The organism is Allobosea sp. P4_H5 (assembly GCF_056400825.1).
Map to the genome: position 1 here is coordinate 108,914 of NZ_JBFUKM010000013.1, position 20,184 is coordinate 129,097.

Genomic DNA, 20,184 nt, shown 5'->3' on the forward strand with positions numbered 1-20,184 from the left:
GGAAAGACGGCGGGATTGCTACTTCTTGATCGCCGGGCAGGCGCTCTGAGCGAGCGGGCGGAAGGCCTGGTCGCCGGGGATGGTGGCAACGAGGTCGTAGAGATCCCATTCGCCTTTCGACTCGGCCGGCTTCTTGACCTGGAAGACGTAGAAGTCGTGGACCATGCGCCCGTCCTCGCGCAGCTTGGCGTTGCGGACGACCTCGTCGTCGATCGGCAGCTCGCGCATCTTGGCGATCACCGTCTTGGCCTCGTCCGACTTCGCCGCGACGACCGCCTTGAGGTAGTGCCGGACCGAGGAATAGACGCCGGCCTGGATCGCCGAGGGCACCGCGCCATGCGCCGCCTTGAAGCGCTCCGAGAAGGCGCGGGTGCGCTCGTCGATGTTCCAGTAGAAGCCCTCGGTCAGGATCGTGCCCTGCGCAGCGGCGAGGCCGACGCTCTTCACGTCCATCGCGGTCAGGAAGAAGGCGACCAGCTTCTGCTTGTCCTGGCCGATGCCGAAATCGCGCGCCGTCTTGATCCCGGCGACGGTGTCGCCGCCGGCATTGGCGAGCGCGATCAGGTCGGCGCCCGAACCCTGCGCCGTCAGGAGCTGCGAAGAGAGATCGACGGCGGGAAAGGCGTGCCGGACCGAGCCGGCATAGACCCCGCCCTTGGCGGTGACGAGCGTCTTGGCGTCGGCTTCGAGCTGGTGGCCGAGCGCATAGTCGGCGGTGACCAGATACCATTTGGTGCCGGGTTTGGTCAGGTGGTTGGCGATCCCGGCGACCTGGACATAGGTGTCCCACATCCACTGGACGACATGGTCGGGCTGGCAGGCATCGCCGGTGAGGCGCGCGGTGCCACCGGGGAACAGGCCGACGCGGTTCTTGTCCTTCAGCAGCGGCGGGATCGCGAGCTGCAGCGAGGCGTTCGACATGTCGGCGAGCACGTCGACGCCCTGCCGGTCGATCCATTCGCGGGTGATCGCCGAGCCGACATCGGCCTTGTTCTGATGGTCGGCCGAGACGACCTCGATCTTCATGCCCTGGCATTCGGCCTTCAGGCAGTCCTCCACCGCCATGCGGGCGGCGGTGATCGAGCCCTTGCCGGTGATGTCGGAATAGACGCCGGACATGTCGGTCAGCACGCCGATCTTGACGGCGCCGTCCGAAATCTCGGCTGCGGCGGGCAGGGCGCCGAGCAACGCGGTGGCGATGGCGAGCGCCGAAACCAGACCCTTCATGTGAATTCCTCCCGTGGTGTTTTCGTCGTTGCTAGCGGTCGTGCCAGTGCGCCATCGGCAGGCCGGGCACAGGCGATCTGAAACAGGGGATGCGGCTGCCGCGCAGGCTACCGATATGGGCGGTACGCAGATCAGCGCCGCCAAAGGTGATGCTGGCGAACCAGGGGGCGATCGTGCCGCCGCAGGCGAGCATCAATTCCGGCGTCGCCTCGTCGCGGGCAAAGGCGGCCATCAGCGCCTTGCCGGCGGCGCTGCCGCGATCATCGTCGAGCAGGATGCGCAAATCGCCCTCCGGCGTGATCGCGAAGACCCGATCGAGCATCACATGCGTACCCCAGAGATTGCCATGGGCGTCGAAGGCGATGCCGTCGATGAAGGCGCCATGGTCGCTCGGGCCGAAGACCTCGCGATCGGTCAGGCTGCCATCGGCCCCTACGCGCAATCGCGTCACCCGGCAGGCGCAGGTCTCGGCGACGTAGAGCCATTCCTCATTGGCATCGAGCCGGATCTCGTTGGTGAAGGCGAATCCATCGGCGACGATCCGCAGCCGTCCGCCATCATAGAGCGCGACATAGCCGTCGCGGACATTCGGGCTCATAGCCCGCATCCAGTTCTTCGTCCGGGTCGAGATCGTCAGCCAGATCCGGTCCTTGCTGTCGCGCAGCACGAAGTTGACCTTGCCGATCGCCTGCCCGTCGATCGTATCGACCAGCACGCGCGTCTCGCCCGAGCGCGTCATCACCTCCAGCCGGTCGGTGCCGAAGTTGGAGATCAGCACGTCGCCATTCCCGGCGAAGGCGAGCCCGTTCGGCAAGGTGCCGGAGACGAAGCGCGCCTCCTCGTCGGCCGCCTCGGCGAAGCCGTGGCTCGCCGTCTGCGTGATCAGCTGCTGCGAGCCGTCCGGCCTGATATGGACGACGCCGCCGCGCGCATCGGCGCTCCAGAGCGAGCCATCGCGCTCGGCGAGGATGCATTCCGGCCGCTGCAGACCCTCGCCGACATAGCTGATCGCGGCGGAGGCGATGACGAAACCGTCGAGCGGGTTGGGGCGAGGCGACATCAGAAGTTCACGCGGTCGCCGCCCTTGAGGCCGAGCATGGCACGGGCCTCGTCGGGCGTGGCGATCTCGTAGCCGAGCTCCTCGACGATGCGGCGGATCTTGGCGACCTGCTCGGCATTGGACGTGGCGAGCTTGCCCCTGCCGATGAACAGGCTGTCCTCGAGCCCGACGCGGACATTGCCGCCCAGCATCGCCGCTTGCGTGCAGAACGCCATCTGATGCCGCCCGGCGGCGAGCACGGACCAATGATAGTCCTTGCCGAAGAGCTTGTCGGCGGTGCGCTTCATGAACATCAGATTGTCGAGATCGGCGCCGATGCCGCCCAGGATGCCGAAGATCAACTGCAGGAAGACCGGCGGCCGGAACCAACCGCGATCGAGGCAATGGGCGAGATTGTAGAGGTGGCCGACATCGTAGCATTCGTGCTCGAATTTGGTGCCGTGGCCCTCGCCAAGCAGCTTGTAGATGCGCTCGATGTCGCCGAAAGTGTTGCGGAAGATGAAGTCCTTGGTGTTGGCGAGGTAGGGCTGTTCCCAGGGATGCTTCCAGTTGCTGTACTTCTCCGCCAGCGGGTGCAGCGCGAAGTTCATCGAGCCCATGTTGAGCGAGCACATCTCGGGCGCGGCCTTGAGCGGCGCAGCGAGGCGCTCTTCGACCGTCATGGTCAGGCCGCCGCCGGTGGTGATGTTCACGACGGCATCGGTCGCCTGCTTGATCCGCGGCAGGAACTCCATGAACACGGCCGGGTCCGGCGTCGGGCGGCCGTCCCTGGGGTCGCGGGCATGCAGATGCAGGATCGCCGCGCCCGCCTCCGCCGCCGCGATCGCCTGGCTGGCAATCTCGTCCGGCGTGATCGGCAGATGCTCCGACATGGTCGGCGTATGGATGCCGCCGGTGACGGCGCAGGTGATGATGACCTTGCTCATGGCGTTCTCCTTCGGCGGTAGGGTCAGACGGGCAGGATCGCCACGGCGCGGGTCCAGCCGGCCGAGCCGTTGCGGACCTTCACCGGCAGGCAGCTGAGGGTGAAGCCGATCGCCGGCAGCGCTTCGAGATTGTGCAGCTTCTCGATCTGGCAGTAGCCGGCCTCGCGTCCGGCCTTGTGGCCCTCCCAGATCAAAGAGGCGTCGCCGGTCTCGGCAAAGCGCCGGGCGGTGTGGCTGAAGGGAGCGTCCCAGCTCCAGCCATCGGTACCGACGACCTTGATGCCCTGCCGAACCAGATGCAGCGTCGCCTCGCGGCCGAAGCCGCAGCCGGAATCGACATAGTCGGCCTGCCCGTAACGGGCGCCGGCCCGCGTATTGGCAATGACGATCTCAAGCGGGCTCAAGGTGTGGCCAATCCGCGCCAGCTCGGCATCGATCTCGTCGGGGGTGACGACATGGCCATCCGGCAGATGGCGGAAGTCGAGCTTCACGCCCGGCTGCAGGAACCAGTCGAGCGGACATTCGTCGATCCTGAGCGCCGGTGCGCCGCCATCCTGCGTCGGATGATAATGCCAGGGCGCGTCGACATGAGTGCCGTTATGGGTCGAGATCGTCGCGAGCTCGACCGCCCAGCCCATGCCATCAGGCAGTTGCTCGGGCTTGAGGCCCGGAAACGCCGCGGCGATGTCCGTCGCCGTCGCCTGATGCATGCGATAGTCGATTCTGACCTTCTGGAAAGGCGGATCGGCAGGAACGTCGTTCTCGAGCGGAATCGACAGATCGACGAGGCGGCCTGGCAGCATGCCGGTATGCCCTCCCATAAAGACGTATTCTCTGTGGTTCGAATTTGGACGAACGTCCGACCTATAGCAGGGCATCATGTTTCTGGTAAGAGGGGAATCGCTGGATTCTGGAGGGGCACGATGTCCGCGATGCCGACGCGCGACCGCATTCTCGACGCTGCCGAGCGGCTCTTCGCCGAGCGCGGTGGCGCCGACGGCGCCTCGATGCGTGACCTTGCGGCCGCGGCGGGCGTGCGGCTCTCGCAACTCAGCTACCATTTCGGCTCGAAGGAAGCGCTCTACCGCGCCGTCTTCGCCCGCCGGGCACACGCCCTAGCACTGGCGCGCGCCCAGGCGCTCGGCGAGGCCATGGCTCGGCCGGCGCTCGATGTCGGCGAGATCGTCGCCGCCTTGATCGGCCCGTCCGTGCGCCAGCGCTTCAGCGAAGGGGTGCAGGGCGCGGCCTTCGCCATGATGACCGCCCGCGAAGCCGTCGATCCGCGCGAAGCCGCGCGCGGCGTCGTCGCCGAGCATTTCGATCCGACCGCACGACAGTTCGTCGCGGCGCTGGGCAAGGCCTATCCGCAGGCGCCGGAGGGAGCGCTGGTCGACGCCTATCTCTTCATGGTCGGCGCGCTCGTCATGACCATGGCGGCCGGCGATCGCGCCATGCGGCTCGACCAGGAACGCGAGGCCGTGCCCGTGGTCGAGAATGCCGAGCAGCTGTTGCAGCGCCTGACCGGTTTCTGTGCCGCCGGTATCGACGGGCTGCTGCGAGGCCGCTGAGCCGGCTTACTCGGTTGAAGACAAGAAAAGTGGATCACACCATGCGCCGCGAGATCATCGAAGTCCCCGTCATCTCCGAGGCCATTCGCCGGCTCGGTGCGCCGACCTCGGCGCTGGCCCGCGCCGGCGACCTGCTCTTCACCTGCGGCATGCCGCCGATCGACATCACCACCGGCGAGATCGTCAGCGGCGATATCGAGACGCAGACTCGCGCCGCGATGGAGGCGCTCGCCGTGACATTGCGCCATGGCGGTTCCTCGCTCGACGCCGTGATCAAGGCGACGATCTTCGTCACCGATCCCGCGCTGATGGGCGGGGTCAACGCGGTCTATCGCACCTATTTCAGCGACGGCTTCCCGGCACGGACCAGCGCCGCGATCCGGCCCTGGCCGCTGCCCTTCGACATCGAGATCGAATGCGTCGCCGCGATCGGCTGATCCGTCAGTGCCGTGAGGGTATCGCCATCTTCGCCAGGGCCGCATCGAGCAGCTCGGCTGATGGCTCCAGCGGCTTCAGGCTCGCCGTGTAGATCGCCACCGCCCTGACGCGCCGGCCGGGATAGATCTCGCCGATCAGCCGGCGATAGACCGCGAGCTGAACCAGCGTCGACGCCGGCAAGGCGGCTGCATCCTGCGGCGGGCGGGCGGCCGTCTTGAAATCGGCGATCAGGACCTCGCCATCGCCGACCGCAAGCCGATCGATCCGGCCCTGTACCGGCCGCCTGCTGCCATCGTCCACGGCGATCTCGCCGGCGAGCGGCACCTCAGCCAGGCTGCCCGGCCCGAACAGCGCGCCGAACTCCGGTGCGGCGATGAGCGCGAGCGCATCGGTGACGATCTGCTCCCGCCTCTCCTGCGCCAACGCGCCAGCACGCGCCTGCGCCAGAGCGTGGGCCGTGCTGGCCCGCCGTTCCGCCGGCACCTCCGGCAGGACCTGCAGCAGGAGATGCGCCAGCCGGCCGGCCGCCGCCGCATTGGCGAGGAAAGGCCCGTCATGCGGACGCTCCTGCGCGTCGGCCGCAGCGAGCGCGCTCGACGGGCGAAGCGGCGGCGCCGGCTCGGCCTCCTCCGGAGCAGTGCGCATCAGCCAGCCCGGCGGCGCTGTCGCAGCCGGTGCGGCAAGACTTTCCTCAGCCGCGATCTCTCCCGGTTGCGAGACCATGAAGCGGCGCACTTCGCCGTCGCCATCGGGAGCCGGCACATCGCGCAACCAGGGCTCGGAGCCGGCGAGGCCGAGCTCGGCCATGGCGTACCAGGATCCTTCGGGCGCCTCGCCCTTGGCCTGCACGCCGCAAAGGATCAGCCGCTCCTCGGCGCGGGTCAGCGCGACATAGAGCAGACGGTGATGCTCCTCGACCATCTGCGCAACGATGGCATCCTTGGCGCGCCGCATCGCCGCGGGGTCGTCGGCGCGCTTGCTCGGCCAGACCGGCACCTGCGCGCCGCGCGGCGGCTCGACCGCCATCAGCTTCGGCAGCCGGCGCTCGCCAGGAGCGACGCCGAGATCGGCGAGGATAATGACCGGCGCCTCCAGCCCCTTCGAGCCATGCACAGTCATGACCCGGACCTCGCCGGCGCTGGCCGAGAGATCGCGCTTCACCTGCGTCGCCACCGCGCCGATATGGTGCAGGAAGCCGGCGAGCGAGGGGCCGTAGCGCCGCTCATGGTCGAGCGCGGCGTTGAGGAAGGCGTTGAGCGCATCGCCGGCTTCCGGTCCCAGCCGGGCAAGCGCGAGATTGCGGCCGCCGCCGGGACCGAGCAGGCCGGCGTAGAAGCGGAACGGACCGCAGCGCCCAGCCTCCTCGACGAGTTCGGTCAGCCGCGCTTCGATCGCGGCGTAGCGCGGCTCGGTCTGCGCCGCCTCACGGAAAGCCTCGCGCAGCGAGCCCTTCCGCTCCGGCGCGAGGCGCATCAGATCGTCATCGTCGAGGCCGAACAGCGGCGTCTTCAGCGTGATCGCCAGCGAGAGATCGTCCTGCGGCAGCAGGATGGTGCGCCCGAGCGCGACGAGGTCCTCGACCGCCGGATGGTCGGCTAGCGTGAGACGGTCGCGGCCGGCGACCGGCACTTCGCGATCCTTCAGCGCCTTGACGATCGCCTCGAACAGCGCGCCGCGCTGGCGCAGCAGGATCATCACGTCGCCGGGCTTGAACGGCCGGCCGATATCGTCGCGACCGGCCTCGCTCCAGCGCTTCAGCACATCGGCGATGCGGGCGGCGAGCTTGACCAGGCCGGAGCGTCGCTCGGGCGCATCGACCGGCGCCGTCCAGGCATCGGGCTTGTCGCCGGCATCATCGGCCGAGACCGGCCAGAGATCGACGGCGCCGATCGAAGCGCGCCTGACCGTATCGTGCCGCTCGGGCCCGGCGCCGCCATCGAAGACGAGGCCGCGCCAATGCTCCTGCGGCGCGAACACCGCATCGACCGCGCGCATGATGTCAGGGGCCGAGCGGAAGGAGGTGGTGAGGCTGATCGGTTCGAAGCGCTGGCCGGCCTCCTGAAGGCGCCGGCCGAGCAGCCGCCTTTCCTCGCTGAAATGGGCGGGCGCTGCGCCCTGGAAGCCGTAGATCGACTGCTTCTCGTCGCCGACGACGAAGACGGTGCGCGGCCGCACCAGTTCGCGCGCGCCCTCGCCGGACGAGAACTCCTCGGCGAGGCGGCGCAGGATCGCCCATTGCGCCTCGCTGGTGTCCTGGGCTTCGTCGAGCAGGATATGGTCGATGCCGGCATCGAGCTTGTAGAGCGCCCAGGCCGGATCGACCCGATCGAGCAGCGAGCGCGCCTTAGCGATCAGGTCGTCATAGTCGAGCAAAGAGCGCTGCGCCTTCAGGCGGCGATAGGCGGCGAGGATATGCGTCACCAGCACGGCCAGCGCCGCACTGCGCTCACGCACGGCGATGGCGTTGAGCTGGTCGATCGCGGCGGTCAGGCAGGCGGCGAGCGCATCGAGCGCCGCGTCGAGATCGGCCGGCAGGGCGCTGTTGCCCTTGCCGCGGACATGCTGGGCGACGTTGCCCTCGGCCGTGAGCAGGCCAGCACGGCAAGCCGAGACAGGATCGATGCCCGGCGCATCCGAGAGCGCGAGCCTGATCGCAGCCGCCGCCTTGGCGCGGGTAGCGCTGCCGGCCTCGAACGCCGCGAGCAGCCGCTGCAGGTCGGGCACTGCGGCAAGCTCCTGATGGAAGCGCTCGCGCACGGTCTCGGCCGTCAGCTCCGGCGCGATGCCGAGGAAGGCGCTGAGCCCGGCGACGATCTCCTCCGGCTTGCGCGCCCGCCCTTCCGCATCGCTGAACACGGCGCGCTGGTGCAGTGCCTCGCGCATGATCTGGTCGAAGGTGTCCTGCGCCGCATGCTCGGCCATGAAGCGCAATGCCCTGGCTTGCGGCCCCTCAGGATCGGCTTCGGCAGCGGCAAGCAGATCGCGCCTGGCATCGCGCATCAACTCGTCCTGGGCGAGATCGTCGGCGACCTCGAAGCGCGGCGGGACATTGGCCTCGAACGGCGCGCTCTGCAGCACGCGGGTGCAGAAGGCGTGGATCGTCTCGATCTTGAGCCCGCCCGGCGTCTCCAGCGCCTGCGCGAACAGGCGCCGCGCCCGGCTGATGTCGCTCGCGGCCGGAAGCTGCCCGGTCAGCGCCGACAAAGCCGCCCACAGCACCGAATCGGACGCCACCGCCCAGACCGAAAGCGCCCGGAACACCCGGTTCGACATGTTGGCGGCGGCGGCCTTGGTATAGGTGATGCAAAGCATCCGGCCGGGAGCGACGCCATCGAGCAGCAGGCGCAGCACGCGGTTGACCAGCACATGGGTCTTACCCGAGCCGGCATTGGCCGAGACCCAGGCGCTGAGATCGGGCTCGGCCGCCAGCGCCTGATTGCGGCGCGTCTGCTCGGGGATGGTCCAGCCAGCGGGCGTCATGCCTCGTCTCCGGCATCGCCGAGGTCTGGCGCGGCCGACCATTCCTTGACCCTGGCGAGCTGGTCATAGGGGCTGGCATATTTGATGTAGGCCGGGGCGCGGCGCGACAGCCAGGGCTCGCGGCCGGCGCGCAACACGGCGAGATGATCGAGCAGCTGGACAAGATGGCGGGCGGTGACGTCGGCCTGCGCCTCGTCCTTGAATGACAGCTTCTTGTCCTTCTCCCAACTCTTCGGGTCATGGTTGAGCCGCAGATAGATCAGCGCCTCGACCGGGCCGGGCAGGATGTCGGGCGAGAAGCCGTGGCGCAAAGCGAGCTCGGCCTCCAGCGTCAGTTGCGGGGCGAAGCCGAGGCGGACCTGCTCGTCGCTGGGCGGCGCTCCGGTCTTGAAATCGATGATGCGCAGGGCGCCCTCGCGGGTGATCTCGACACGGTCGGCGCGGCCGGTCAGCAGGATCGAGGAACCGTCGATCAGCGGGAATTCGGCCTGCGTATCGCGCTCGACCGCGATGCGGGCGAGCCCGGGCCGCCGCCGCTCCTCCCACCCGAGGAAGTTCTGTGCGATCAGCAGGAAGCGCGGCCACCAGAAGGCGCGCACCTCCGGCGTCTCCTCATAGGCGCGGAAAAAGCGCTCGCCGATCTCGATCAGGCTGCCGAGGGCGCCGGCTGGAATCTGCTCGGGGTAGGTCTCGGCGAAGGTTCCGACGATGTCGTGCAGCAGCGAACCACGATCGGTCGCGCCGGGGTCCTCGACCAGCTCGGGCAGGGCGTCGAGCCTGAGGATCTTGCGGGCATAGACCGCATAGGGATCGCGATAGAGCGTCTCGACCTCGGTGACGCTGAGCCGCGTCGGCTGCAGATGCGCCGCCGGAAAGGGTTTTGGCCGCGGCACCGGCAGGAGATCGGCCGGTTTGCCGAGCAACGCGGCCCAGGCGATCAGCTCGCGCCCGCGTCCCTCGGCCGCTTCCCAGCCTTCAGCCGGCGCCACCGCCTTGAGGCGCTGCCAGAAGCGCGAGGGGATCGTCTCGGCCTCGCCGGCCTTGCGGGCGCGGGTCAGCGTCACCTTGCCGGCGAGCGCCGCCGCGACAAAGTCATGCGCGGTCTGGCCGATGCGCCGTTCCGGCGGCGAAAGGCCAAGCTCGGCCCGCATCGGCCGGTTGATGAAGGAATCGGTCTCGGTGGCCGGTGGCCAGACGCTCTCGATCAAGCCGCCGAGCACGACATGCTCGGCTTCGAGCAGGCGGGCTTCGAGCAGGCCCCAGATCTTGACGCGGGGATGGCCGGGATCGCGGCGCTGTACGACGCGCTCGCCAATCAGACCTTCGAGGATGGCTATCCAGTCGCGGGCGCGGCCTTCGCCGGGCGCCTCCGGCAAGGCGGCGTCGAGATCGTCGAGCAAAGCCGCGAGCGCTTCGCCATCCGGACCGCGCCAGGCGAGGACGGCGCCGGCCTCGTCGCCGCTCAGCGTCTCGATCGCGCGTCGGGCCTGCGCCGCGATCTCGCGTAATTCGGGGGCAGGGCCGGCCAAAGCCGCCACAAGTGGCGCGAGTGCATCTTCCAGTCCGGCAAGCACCTGTTCGGCCGCGCCGACATCCTCGTCTGTCAGCTTGCGACGCGGGCGCGGCGCATAGGTCGCCTCGCGCAATTCCGGCATCGCCTCGAAGGCGCGGCGCAGACCGGCGAAACCCGGACCCACCGGCTCGCCGCGCCAGCAGCCGATCTCCAGCGCTGCCGCGCCTTGCCGCAGGCGGGCTTCCGTCAACCCGAGCCGGCAGAGCGGATGCGCCAGCAGCGCAACGAGGCTCGCCGGCGAGAGATCGCCCTCGACCGCATCGAGCGCCAGCCGGAGCAGCGCACCGGCCGGCCAGCGGCCGAGTGGCAGCCCGGCGGAATCATCGGCCTGGATGCCCCAGCGCCGGAGCTCGACAGCGACGCGCTCGGCAAGGCCGCGATCCGGCGTGATCAGCGCGGCACGGGCGCCTGGCTCCTCCAGCGCTTCGCGCAAGGCCAAGGCTGCGACCAGCGCCTCCTCGCGCTCATCGGCGGCCTCGACGATGCGCAGGCCGTCGAGCGCCCCGGCAGCAAGAGGCGCCGCACCGGCCCAGTCATCGGTGATCGAAGCCGGCAGCAAAGCGCGGCGCAGCAGGTCGCGGCGCGATTCCAGCCCAGGCGAAGGCTCGGCAATGGTGACGATCTCGTCTCGGCCCGCGCCGATCTCGTCGAGCAGGCGATGCAGCGCCGCCTGCGGATGCGAGGGCGCCGGTTCCTGGACGATGGCGCGCCAGCCTTGCTCCGAGAGCGCCTCGTCGAGATCGGGCAGCACGACGGCGCCGTTCGGGGCGCGGGCGAGCGCGGCGAGCAGGCGGGCCGTCGCCGGCACCGTTCCGGTCGAGCCGGCCGCGATTACCGGCCCGTGGAAACCGCCGGCGAGCAAGCGATCACGCTCGGCGGCGAGCATGCGGTTGCGGAACTCGGCTGGGTCGCATTCGGCCCGCTGTTCGAGGATCGCCGGCCAGGCTTCGGCGATGATATCGAGGAAACGGGCGTTGAACTGCCAGATCTCGTCGAAACGGGCGGCGTCGAGCCCCTTCAACCGCGCCGGCGAGACGCCTTCGGTCTGGAGCTGGTCGAGCAGATGAGCGAGGTCGCCGGCCAGCCCCCAGGCCTCGGCCAAAGTCGCCGGCATCAGCGAGGGCTCCGCCGGGTCGAGCTTGAGGTGCTGGCGGTTGGCGGTGCGGCCCCAGGCCGAGATCAGCGTCGTCAGGATGAAGCGACGACGTAGCGGATCGATCGGCGCGACCCGCCCAAGCGCCAGCGCATCGCCCGCGCCGGCGATTAGCGCCGTCTCGGCTTCATCGACATCACCGAGCGGGACGATGCGCGGCAGGAGCAATGGCTGGCCGCCGAGTTTTTCCGACAGGATCGTGCCGAAGGCCCGCGCTGCGCGCTGCGTCGGCAGATAGAGCGTGGTGCGCGAGAGGGCGGCGGGATCGCCGGGGTCGAAGGCCCGGCCGAAGCGGCCTGCGATCAGCGCCTCGGCCAGCACCGAAAGGAAGGGCGCGCCGGCCGGGATGCTGAACAGGTTGAGCCCGGCGGCCATCGCCGCTCACCCGCCCTGGTGGGCGGCGTAGGCCTGCTCTGCCAGCGGGATCGCCTCGGGCGTGCCGACATGCAGCCAGCGCCCGTCGAGGGGATGGCCGAACAGGGTGCCCCTGGCGATGCAGCGGTCGAACAGCAGGTTCAGCGAGAACGGCCCGTCCGGCGTATCGGCGAAGAGCTCCGGCTTGATGATGGCGACGCCGGCATAGACGTAAGGCGCACTTGCGGCCTGCCCGCGCCGCGCCAGCCGGCCGGCCGCGTCGCGGAAGAAATCGCCGGCGCCGTCGAAGCCGACGCTGCTCTCGCGTTCGGCGAGCAGGAGCAGCATGTCCATGCGCGCGGCATCCCAGGCGGCGGCCATGGCGGAAATGTTCGATGCTCCGCGCTCGCTCCAGAGCGAATCGGAGTTGATGTGGAAGAACGGTTCGGCGCCGAGCAGCGGCAGCGCCTTCTTCACGCCGCCGCCGGTTTCGAGCAGCAGGTCGCGCTCATCGGAGATCGTGATGCGTGGGCTGGAGCGGCCGGCGACGCGCGCCTCGATCTGCTCGGCGAGGTAGTGGACATTGACCACGGCGTCCGCGACGCCGGCCTCTTTGAGCCGGTCGAGCGCGTGGTCGAGCATGGTCTTGCCGGCGATCGCGACCAGCGGCTTCGGCATGGTGTCGGTGATCGGGCGCATGCGCTTGCCGAGCCCGGCGGCGAGCACCATGGCCCGGCGGATCGGCGGCGAACTGGTCTGCATGACGTGAACGAATCTCCCGCCGGCCATATCGGCCTATCAGCCATGGCCGGCGCGATTGCTCAAGTGCGGCAGCAGCTCACAGGAAGCTCGCGATCTCCTCCAGCGGCTTCTTGCCGATCGCCGGGACGACGCAGCCCTCGGCGGGATAGCCGACGACCAGCAGGATCAGCGCCTTCTCGTTGTCAGGCCGGCCGCAGAGCTCGTTGAGGAAATTCATCGGCGCCGGCGTATGCGTCAGCGTGGCCAGGCCCGCCTGATGCAGCGAGGCGATCAGGAAGCCGGCGGCGATGCCGACCGACTCAGGCACGTAGTAATGCTTCACCTTGCGGCCATCAGCATCATAGCCCCAGCGCTGGGCGAAGATCGCGATCAGCCAGGGCGCGGTATCAAGGAAAGGCTTGTGCTCGTCGGTGCCGAGATGCTCGAGCGCATCGAGCCATTCCTCGCCGGCGCGGCCGGCATAGAAGGCGCGCTCCTCTTCCTCGGCGCCCTCGCGGATCTTCTTCTTGATCTCGGGATCGGAGATGCAGACGAAGGTCCAGGGCTGCTGGTTGGCCCCGGACGGCGCGGTGCCGGCGGTCGCGACTGCGGCCTCGATCACCTCGCGCGGCACCGGCTTGTCGGAATAGTCGCGCACCGTGCGGCGCTTCTTCATCGTCTCCATGAACTTGAGCGCCTGCGCCTTCATCTCCTCCTCGGGCAAGCCCTGGAAGGCGAGCGGCATGGTGACATAGGCGTTCATCGATTTCCTCCTGACAGCTTCTTGCGGGCACTGCTGCTTGCACAATAGACCATCCCGGCGCGCAGCCCTATGGTCCCGGCCATGACGAACGACAGCTCCCAGCTCAAGCCCGGCGACCACCTCTTCCTGGTCGATGGCTCGAATTTCATCTTCCGCGCCTATTTCCAGTCGATCAACCAGGACCGGAAATACAATGCCCGCTCCGATGGGCTACCGTCCGGCGCGGTCCGGCTGTTCGCGACAAAGCTGTTCCAGTTCGTGCGCGAGGGCGTGCTCGGGGTGAAACCCACCCATCTCGCCATCGTCTTCGACAAGAGCGAGAACTCCTTCCGCAAGGAGATCTACCCGGCCTACAAGGGTAACCGCTCCGATCCGCCGCCGGACCTGATCCCGCAATTCCCGCTGATGCGCGACGCGGTGCGCGCCTTCGGCCTGATCCCGGTCGAGCAGGACGTCTACGAGGCCGACGACCTGATCGCGACCTACGCAAGGCAGGCGCGCGAGGCCGGCGCCGACGTGCTGATCGTCTCGGCCGACAAGGACCTGATGCAGCTGGTGCGCCCGGGCGTCGCCATGTACGACCCGGCCTCCGGCGATGCCAAGAAGGGCGCCGGCTTCCGGCCGGAGCGGCGCATCGGAGAGCCCGAGGTCGTCGAATATTTCGGCGTCACGCCGGACAAGGTCACCGACGTGCAGGCGCTGGCCGGCGATGCGACCGACAATGTCCCCGGCGCGCCCGGCATCGGCATCAAGACGGCGGCGCAACTGATCGGCGAATATGGCGATCTCGACACGCTGCTGGCCCGGGCCGGCGAGATCAAGCAGCCCAAGCGCCGGGAGACGCTGACCAATCCCGAAGTGGTCGAGAAGGTCCGCATCTCGCACAAGCTCGTCACGCTGGTCGACGATGTGAAGGTCGAGACGCCGCTCGGCGAGCTCACCCTGAACCAGCCCGATCCGGCAAAGCTCATTGCCTTCCTCAAGGCGATGGAATTCACCACCATCACCAAGCGCGCGGCCGAGGCCTACGAGGCCGATGTCGGCGCGATCGACGCCGATCCCGACCTCGCCCCGGGCGGGGCCCGCGCCGCAGCGCTCAAGGCGCTCTATGCCGAGACCGATGCTCCGGTCGCTGGGGCAGGCGAGATCGCCACGACTGCTCCCGCCACGAACGGCGCCGCGCCGACGGCATCCGCTCCGGCCGATGGCTGGCTGCGGCCGGCCGATCTCGCCGCCGCGCGTAAGGATGCAGCGCTCGCGGTCAAGATCGATCATGCATCTTACGAGTGCGTCCGTACGGTCGCCGACCTCTCGCGCTGGATCGGTTGGGCCTACGAGGCCGGCTTCGTCGCGCTCGACACCGAGACCAACTCGCTCGACGTGATGCAGGCCGACCTGATCGGGATTTCGCTCGCGGTCGCGCCGGGCAAGGCCTGCTACATCCCGCTGCAGCATCGCGCCGGCGACGGCCTGTTCGATTCAGGCCTGCTCGAAGGCCAGATCCCGCTCGACCAGGCACTGGCCGAATTGAAGCCGCTGCTGATCGACCCCGGCGTGCTCAAGATCGGACAGAACCTCAAATACGACATCGCCGTGTTCAACCGGCACGGGGTCGAGGTCGGCCCCATCGACGACACCATGCTGATTTCCTATGCCCTCGATGCCGGCAATGGCGGACAGGGCATGGACCGGCTCTCGGAGGTTCATCTCGGCCACAAGCCGATCCCCTATTCGGAGGTCGCCGGCACCGGCAAGAGCCAGGTCACCTTCGACAAGGTGCCGCTCGACAAGGCGACCGCCTATGCCGCCGAGGACGCCGATGTCACGCTCCGGCTCTGGCTGGCGCTGAAGCCGCGCCTCGTGCCGGAGCGCAAGACCACGGTCTACGAGACGATGGAGCGCCCGCTGGTCCCGGTGCTGGTGCGGATGGAGCGGCGCGGCATCTCGATCGACCGGCAGATCCTGTCGCGTCTGTCGGGCGAATTCGCCCAGTCGCTGGCGCGGCTGGAGGACGAGATCCACACGCTCGCCGGCGAGAAGTTCACCATCGGCAGCCCCAAGCAGCTCGGCGACATCCTGTTCGGCAAGATGGGCCTGCCCGGCGCCAAGAAAACCGCGACCGGCCAATGGGCGACCGGCGCCGGCGTGCTCGAGGACCTCGCCGAGCAGGGCAACGAACTGCCTGCCCGCATCCTCGACTGGCGCCAGCTCGCCAAGCTGAAATCGACCTATACCGACTCGCTGCCCACTTACGTGAACCCGCAGACCCACCGGGTCCATACGTCTTACGCCTTGGCTGCGACCACCACCGGCCGGCTCTCCTCCTCCGAGCCGAACCTGCAGAACATCCCGATCCGCACCGAGGCCGGCCGCAAGATCAGGACCGCCTTCGTCGCCGAGAAGGGCCACAAGCTGGTCTCGGCCGACTACAGCCAGATCGAATTGCGCATCCTCGCCCATATCGCCGAGATCCCGCAGCTCCGGCAGGCCTTCGCCGACGGCGTCGACATCCATGCGATGACGGCGTCCGAGATGTTCGGCGTGCCGGTCGAGGGCATGCCGAGCGAAGTGCGCCGGCGCGCCAAGGCGATCAATTTCGGCATCATCTACGGCATCTCGGCCTTCGGCCTCGCCAATCAGCTCGGCATCTCCCGCGAGGAGGCCAGCGCCTATATCCGCAAGTACTTCGAGCGCTTCCCCGGCATCCGCGATTACATGGACCAGGCTCGCACCACGGTGCGCGCCAAGGGCGCGGTCGAGACGATCTTCGGCCGCGTCTGCCATTTCCCGGCGGTCGCCTCGAAGAACCCGTCCGAGCGCGCTTTCGTCGAGCGCCAGGCGATCAACGCGCCAATCCAGGGCTCGGCCTCCGATATCATCCGCCGCGCGATGATCCGGATGGAGGATGCGCTCGCCGCAGCCAAGCTCGACGCGCGCATGCTGCTGCAGGTCCATGACGAACTCGTCTTCGAAGTGCCGGAGGCGCAGGTCGAGGCGGCGCTGCCGGTGATCCGCAAGGTCATGGTCGAGGCACCGCAGCCGGCCGTCGCGCTCAAGGTGCCGCTCGTCGTCGATGCGCGCGCCGCCGACAACTGGGACGAGGCGCACTAACCTTACGGCCGGGAACCGTCCCATTGCTGAGGCGTTGAGCTTTGCGCCATGCGTTCCGCATGGCATCGTTCATTGCCGGCACCAAGGAGGCGTTTGATGGCCGCAACCAGTTCCACCGCAAAGCGACAGGCCGCGGCCTCGGTCAAACGCGCCAAGGACGGAGTCGCTGACGCCGCCTCGGACACGGCCGAGCGCGCCCGCCAAGCCGGTCGTCGTGTCAAGGACGAGGCGGACGAGATCGAGGCCAGCCTGGCGCGCGGCGCCCAGGATCTCGCCGCGACGGTCAGCGAGAAATTGAAATCGGTCGGCGTCGATACCGATCGCATGGCCGCCGTCGCGCGCGAGCAGGCCGGCGATCTGGAAGAGCTGATCATCCGCGAGATCCGCGAGCGGCCCCTGCGGGCGCTTGGCCTTGCGGCCGCGGTCGGGCTGTTCGTCGGCTTCCTCTCGGCGCGCTGAGCCATGCTTGGGGGGCTGACCGGTCTGGTCACGCGCGAGATCGGCGGCGTCGTGCGCCGCAACGTCACGGTCATCGTGCTCTATCTGCTTGCGGGCGTGCTCGCGGCCGGCGCTGTCGGCTACGGTCTCGATGCGCTGCACACGGTGCTGACGCTGCATTACGGGGCGGTCACCGCCAGCCTGTCGATCGCCGGCGGGCTGCTCGCCGCCGCACTGCTCCTGCTCGGCATCGCACTTTATGTGAAGAGCCGGCCGCGGCCGGACCGGCGCCTCGCCGCCGCGGTCGCCGCCGCCCCGATCGCGGCCACGCTGGTCGGCAACCGCAAGCTCGGCTGGCGCACCGGGCTGGTCGGCGGCGTCGTGCTGCTCGGGCTCATCCTCGGGCGGCAGTTCGCGCAAGGCGACGACGACGCTGAAAAATAAGACGCAACGACCTTGAATCGGCTGCCTTTTCCGCAGCCGGCTCACGGCGATATGTCTTTTTACCTTGGGCGATCGGGTTTCAGCGTCTATTCAAGGCAGCGATGAATGCCCAGCTGAAGCTCCGTCCACGCTGGCTGTCGCCGGGATTGCCCCTGCTCGGTACGCGCCTGTACACCGCCTCCTCGGCGGCGATCGCGATCGTCGTGGTCGCCGCCGCCGTGCTGATCGCCGGCTGGATCAATATCCAGGCCGACGAGGCCTCGAAGCTGGTCTCGCGCTCGATCGACATCCGCGAACGCAGCGAACGCTTCCTCAGCAACGTGCTCGATGCGGAAACAGGTCAGCGCGGCTTCCTGCTCACCGGCGACGAAGCCTATCTCGAGCCATACAACGACAAGCGAGCGGAGTTGTTGCCGAGTCTCGATCAGATCGAGCAGCTCGCGGCCTATAGTCCGACGCAGTTGGAGCGCATTCAGAGCGCCCGCGCCATCACGAACCGCAAACTCGGGGAAATGGCCGAGACGATCGCCTTGATGCGGCGCGGCCAGCGCAGCGAAGCCGCCGCCCTCGTCAATCAGGGCACCGGAAACCGGCTGACCCAGGGACTGCGCGAGGTCGTCAGCGCGATCCAGCTGGAAGAGAATCTTCGGCTCACCGCCAGCACCCGCCGCGAGACACGCCGACGTGTCCTGGCCAGCGCCGGCATCCTGATCGCGCTCGCCGGCCTGTGCCTCGCCGCCTGGCTACAGTTGCGGGGGCGGCATCGCCGGACAGTCTCGTTGACCAGCTACAACGCCGAGCTGGAACGGAAAGTGGCCGAGCGCACGCTCCAGCTCGAGAATGAGCGTTTGCGCATCGAGGCGCTGCTGCGCGACGTCAACCATCGCGTCGGCAACAATCTGGCGATGGTCTCGGCGCTGCTCAACGTCCAGAGCCGGCAGACGCGCGAGCCCGCCGTCAAGCAGGCGCTGGCCCAGGCGCAATCGCGCATCCAGGCCATCGCGGCCGGCCAGCGACGCCTGCGGCTCGACATCGAGGCCGACGAGATCGAGGCCCGGCCCTATCTGGAGGACCTGCTGGCCGAGATCGGCAAGGCGGCGGAAGGCAAGCCGATCGAGATCGCCCTGGCGATGGATGCGATCCGCCTGCCGGGACGCGACGCCGTCTCCTTCGTCGTCGTCATCAACGAGCTGGTGACCAACGCGATCAAGCACGCCTTTCCGGACGGTGCCGCCGGCAGGATCACGATCCGGCTCGCGCGGACGCCCGAGGAGAACCTCGTCCTCTGCGTCGAGGATGACGGCGTCGGCATGCCGGAAGACCAGCAGAGCGCCGGGCTGGGCAAGTCGGTGATCAACGCCCTGCTGCGCAGCATGCGGGCCGATATGGAGATTGCACCGCTGTCGCCCGGTGTGGCGCGGCCCGGCACCCGTGTCGCCGTCACCTTCCCGAAACGGGAGCAACCGGCCGAGGAGGACGCGGCAGCATAGGCCGTTCCTCAGCCCTTGTTCACGGCCTTGGAGACGAAGCGGCCGAGCTCGTCGGCCGAGAAGGGCTTGCGCACGAAGCGCACGTCGCGCAATTCGGGCGGAACCTCGCTCGGGGCGGAGCCGGAGACGAACACCAGCGGGGTGCCTCTGGCGCGCAGGCTGGCGGCGATGGCGAAGGTTTTTCCGCCGACGACGTCGATGTCGAGCAAGGCGCAATCGAGCGGCTGATCGGCGGCCCGCCGCGCCTGCGACACCGAGTCGACCACGATCAGCTCGGCGTCGCCGCCGAGCTCCTCGCTCACGGCGCTTTCGATATCCATCGCAATGAAGGGGTCGTCCTCGACGATGAGGACCCGAATACCGGCCATGAGACCCAGATCACCTTCCAACTTCACGACTAAACCCCAAGCTGCTTCCTGCTTGTGAGCTTCATGAACGCCTGCTTGGTCGGCCTTGTTCCGTTCTGAACCGGATTGTCCGCGTCAAACCCTTCAAATTCAACTCAAATTGATTGGATATGGTTAGGAAAGCGTAAGTATCGCCGCTCAGCGCCGGCGCGGCGAGCGGACGAGATTGAGCTCGAAGGCGGTGACGCCGAGGGCGACATTGGCGCCGCGCTGGATGGGCAGGGCCCGCGGCACCAGCCGGACATCGCCGTCATGGCTGCCGAACAACCTGATATCGCCCTCCTTGCGTGCATAGGGACCGCTGAGGACGCCGAGAGGCGCGCGCGCATAGGGCCCGTAGACCCGCCAGGCGAGCAGGCTGCGCCCAACTGTCTTGGCGTCGAGCGAGAAACCACGGATTACTCCGGTATAGGTCTGAAGCGGCCCGCGTCGCGGGCGAAAGCGGCATTCGAGCGGCTTCTGCGTCGCGACGGCCTGGGCGAGGCCGGCGCCGATCGTGCAAGTCAAGCGCCCCGCCGGCGCAGTGCTCTGCGCCAGGGCCGGAGCTGCGGGCAGGCTGGCACCGGCCGCCAAAGCGAGCATTGCGATCAGACGTCTCATTCACCTTCTCCTGCGCCGTACCCCGAATGCACCGCACCGGCACGAGGCCGGCTTCGCCGAATCGTCCGCTGCGCCTCGAAACCGCACCAAAACGCCGCAATCACTCCATAGTTCCCAAATAATCCGGAACCTCAATCCGGTGCTTGCGTTGACGGGAACTGACCAGTGGACGCGCAAATGCCAAAGCAAGGACGGACCAGCCCGGTGCAGATGTTCCCTACTCCCAAACTGGCGCGCGATCTTCCGCCATTCTGGGACCTTGAACAACTTCTGCGCGAGGGTTTTGACCATGATTCGGCGCTGGCCGAGCTTGCGCGTCGGCGCGAGAGCTGGTCGAGCGGAAGGCGTCCGCCACCGGCCGCGGCGCAGTCCGACACGCCCGACGGCGTCTTCACGATCGCGTCATAGGAT

The 20,184-nt window shown here is 68.4% G+C and carries 16 protein-coding genes; 6 read left to right on the forward strand and 10 right to left on the reverse strand.

All coding sequences use genetic code 11. The features are described 5' to 3' along the window. Window positions 1-18: 18 nt before the first annotated feature. Genes AC1DS0_RS24450 through AC1DS0_RS24465 form a run of 4 tightly spaced genes read right to left on the reverse strand, consistent with a single transcriptional unit; the run spans window position 19 to window position 4,016 of the window. Window positions 19-1,227, reverse strand: coding sequence for an ABC transporter substrate-binding protein (locus AC1DS0_RS24450; RefSeq protein ID WP_476816826.1), 1,209 nt, complete (start codon window positions 1,225-1,227; stop codon window positions 19-21). A gap of 31 nt (window positions 1,228-1,258) precedes the next feature. After that, window positions 1,259-2,287, reverse strand: coding sequence for an SMP-30/gluconolactonase/LRE family protein (locus AC1DS0_RS24455; protein WP_476816827.1), 1,029 nt, complete (start codon window positions 2,285-2,287; stop codon window positions 1,259-1,261). Beyond that, entirely contained in the window at window positions 2,287-3,213 is a 927-nt protein-coding gene (gene kce, locus AC1DS0_RS24460) for a 3,5-dioxohexanoate:acetyl-CoA acetone transferase (RefSeq protein ID WP_476816828.1), read from the reverse strand. The genes AC1DS0_RS24455 and kce overlap by 1 nt, the downstream gene beginning before the upstream one ends. A gap of 23 nt (window positions 3,214-3,236) precedes the next feature. Continuing rightward, window positions 3,237-4,016: a cyclase family protein gene (locus tag AC1DS0_RS24465; RefSeq protein WP_476816829.1), complete on the reverse strand. Its 780-nt coding sequence runs from the start codon at window positions 4,014-4,016 to the stop codon at window positions 3,237-3,239. Between the two features lie 120 nt (window positions 4,017-4,136). Here AC1DS0_RS24465 and AC1DS0_RS24470 point away from each other — a divergent pair, with 120 nt between their 5' ends. Together AC1DS0_RS24470 and AC1DS0_RS24475 are read left to right on the forward strand one after the other, a co-directional pair. Then, on the forward strand, window positions 4,137-4,781 hold the full coding sequence (locus AC1DS0_RS24470) for a TetR/AcrR family transcriptional regulator (protein ID WP_476816830.1): 645 nt from the start codon (window positions 4,137-4,139) through the stop codon (window positions 4,779-4,781). Between the two features lie 41 nt (window positions 4,782-4,822). Further along, entirely contained in the window at window positions 4,823-5,218 is a 396-nt protein-coding gene (locus tag AC1DS0_RS24475; RefSeq protein ID WP_476816831.1) for a RidA family protein, read from the forward strand. A gap of 4 nt (window positions 5,219-5,222) precedes the next feature. Here AC1DS0_RS24475 and addA read toward each other — a convergent pair whose 3' ends face one another. From addA to AC1DS0_RS24495, 4 genes are all read right to left on the reverse strand, one after another. After that, the gene (gene addA / locus AC1DS0_RS24480; RefSeq protein ID WP_476816832.1) at window positions 5,223-8,699 is read right to left on the reverse strand and encodes a double-strand break repair helicase AddA; all 3,477 of its coding nucleotides are present in this window, start codon (window positions 8,697-8,699) and stop codon (window positions 5,223-5,225) included. After that, window positions 8,696-11,800: a double-strand break repair protein AddB gene (gene addB, locus AC1DS0_RS24485; protein ID WP_476816833.1), complete on the reverse strand. Its 3,105-nt coding sequence runs from the start codon at window positions 11,798-11,800 to the stop codon at window positions 8,696-8,698. Before addB ends, addA begins: the two co-directional genes overlap by 4 nt. 6 nt (window positions 11,801-11,806) lie before the next feature. After that, a complete protein-coding gene (locus AC1DS0_RS24490) occupies window positions 11,807-12,541 on the reverse strand; it encodes a nucleotidyltransferase family protein (RefSeq protein WP_476816834.1) in 735 nt (244 codons plus the stop codon). Between the two features lie 76 nt (window positions 12,542-12,617). Further along, on the reverse strand, window positions 12,618-13,283 hold the full coding sequence (locus AC1DS0_RS24495) for a nitroreductase family protein (protein WP_476816835.1): 666 nt from the start codon (window positions 13,281-13,283) through the stop codon (window positions 12,618-12,620). A gap of 81 nt (window positions 13,284-13,364) precedes the next feature. Between AC1DS0_RS24495 and polA the strand changes: the two genes are divergently transcribed. The 4 genes from polA to AC1DS0_RS24515 all read left to right on the forward strand — a co-directional run bounded on the left by polA (window position 13,365) and on the right by AC1DS0_RS24515 (window position 18,766). Next, entirely contained in the window at window positions 13,365-16,394 is a 3,030-nt protein-coding gene (gene polA / locus AC1DS0_RS24500; RefSeq protein ID WP_476816836.1) for a DNA polymerase I, read from the forward strand. Between the two features lie 96 nt (window positions 16,395-16,490). Then, window positions 16,491-16,853: a glycine zipper domain-containing protein gene (locus tag AC1DS0_RS24505; protein WP_476816837.1), complete on the forward strand. Its 363-nt coding sequence runs from the start codon at window positions 16,491-16,493 to the stop codon at window positions 16,851-16,853. Between the two features lie 3 nt (window positions 16,854-16,856). Then, window positions 16,857-17,276 carry a hypothetical protein gene (locus AC1DS0_RS24510; RefSeq protein WP_476816838.1) on the forward strand — a complete coding sequence of 140 codons (420 nt, stop codon included), beginning with the start codon at window positions 16,857-16,859 and terminating at the stop codon, window positions 17,274-17,276. A 101-nt stretch (window positions 17,277-17,377) separates the two neighbouring features. Then, the gene (locus AC1DS0_RS24515; protein WP_476816839.1) at window positions 17,378-18,766 is read left to right on the forward strand and encodes a sensor histidine kinase; all 1,389 of its coding nucleotides are present in this window, start codon (window positions 17,378-17,380) and stop codon (window positions 18,764-18,766) included. Between the two features lie 8 nt (window positions 18,767-18,774). On the opposite strand, the gene AC1DS0_RS24520 is transcribed toward AC1DS0_RS24515, so the two are convergent. Both AC1DS0_RS24520 and AC1DS0_RS24525 read right to left on the reverse strand, forming a co-directional pair. Beyond that, complete coding sequence (locus AC1DS0_RS24520) at window positions 18,775-19,134, reverse strand: response regulator (RefSeq protein ID WP_476816840.1); 360 nt, start codon at window positions 19,132-19,134, stop codon at window positions 18,775-18,777. A 177-nt stretch (window positions 19,135-19,311) separates the two neighbouring features. Then, window positions 19,312-19,773 carry a DUF992 domain-containing protein gene (locus tag AC1DS0_RS24525; RefSeq protein ID WP_476816841.1) on the reverse strand — a complete coding sequence of 154 codons (462 nt, stop codon included), beginning with the start codon at window positions 19,771-19,773 and terminating at the stop codon, window positions 19,312-19,314. Window positions 19,774-20,184 lie beyond the last annotated feature (411 nt).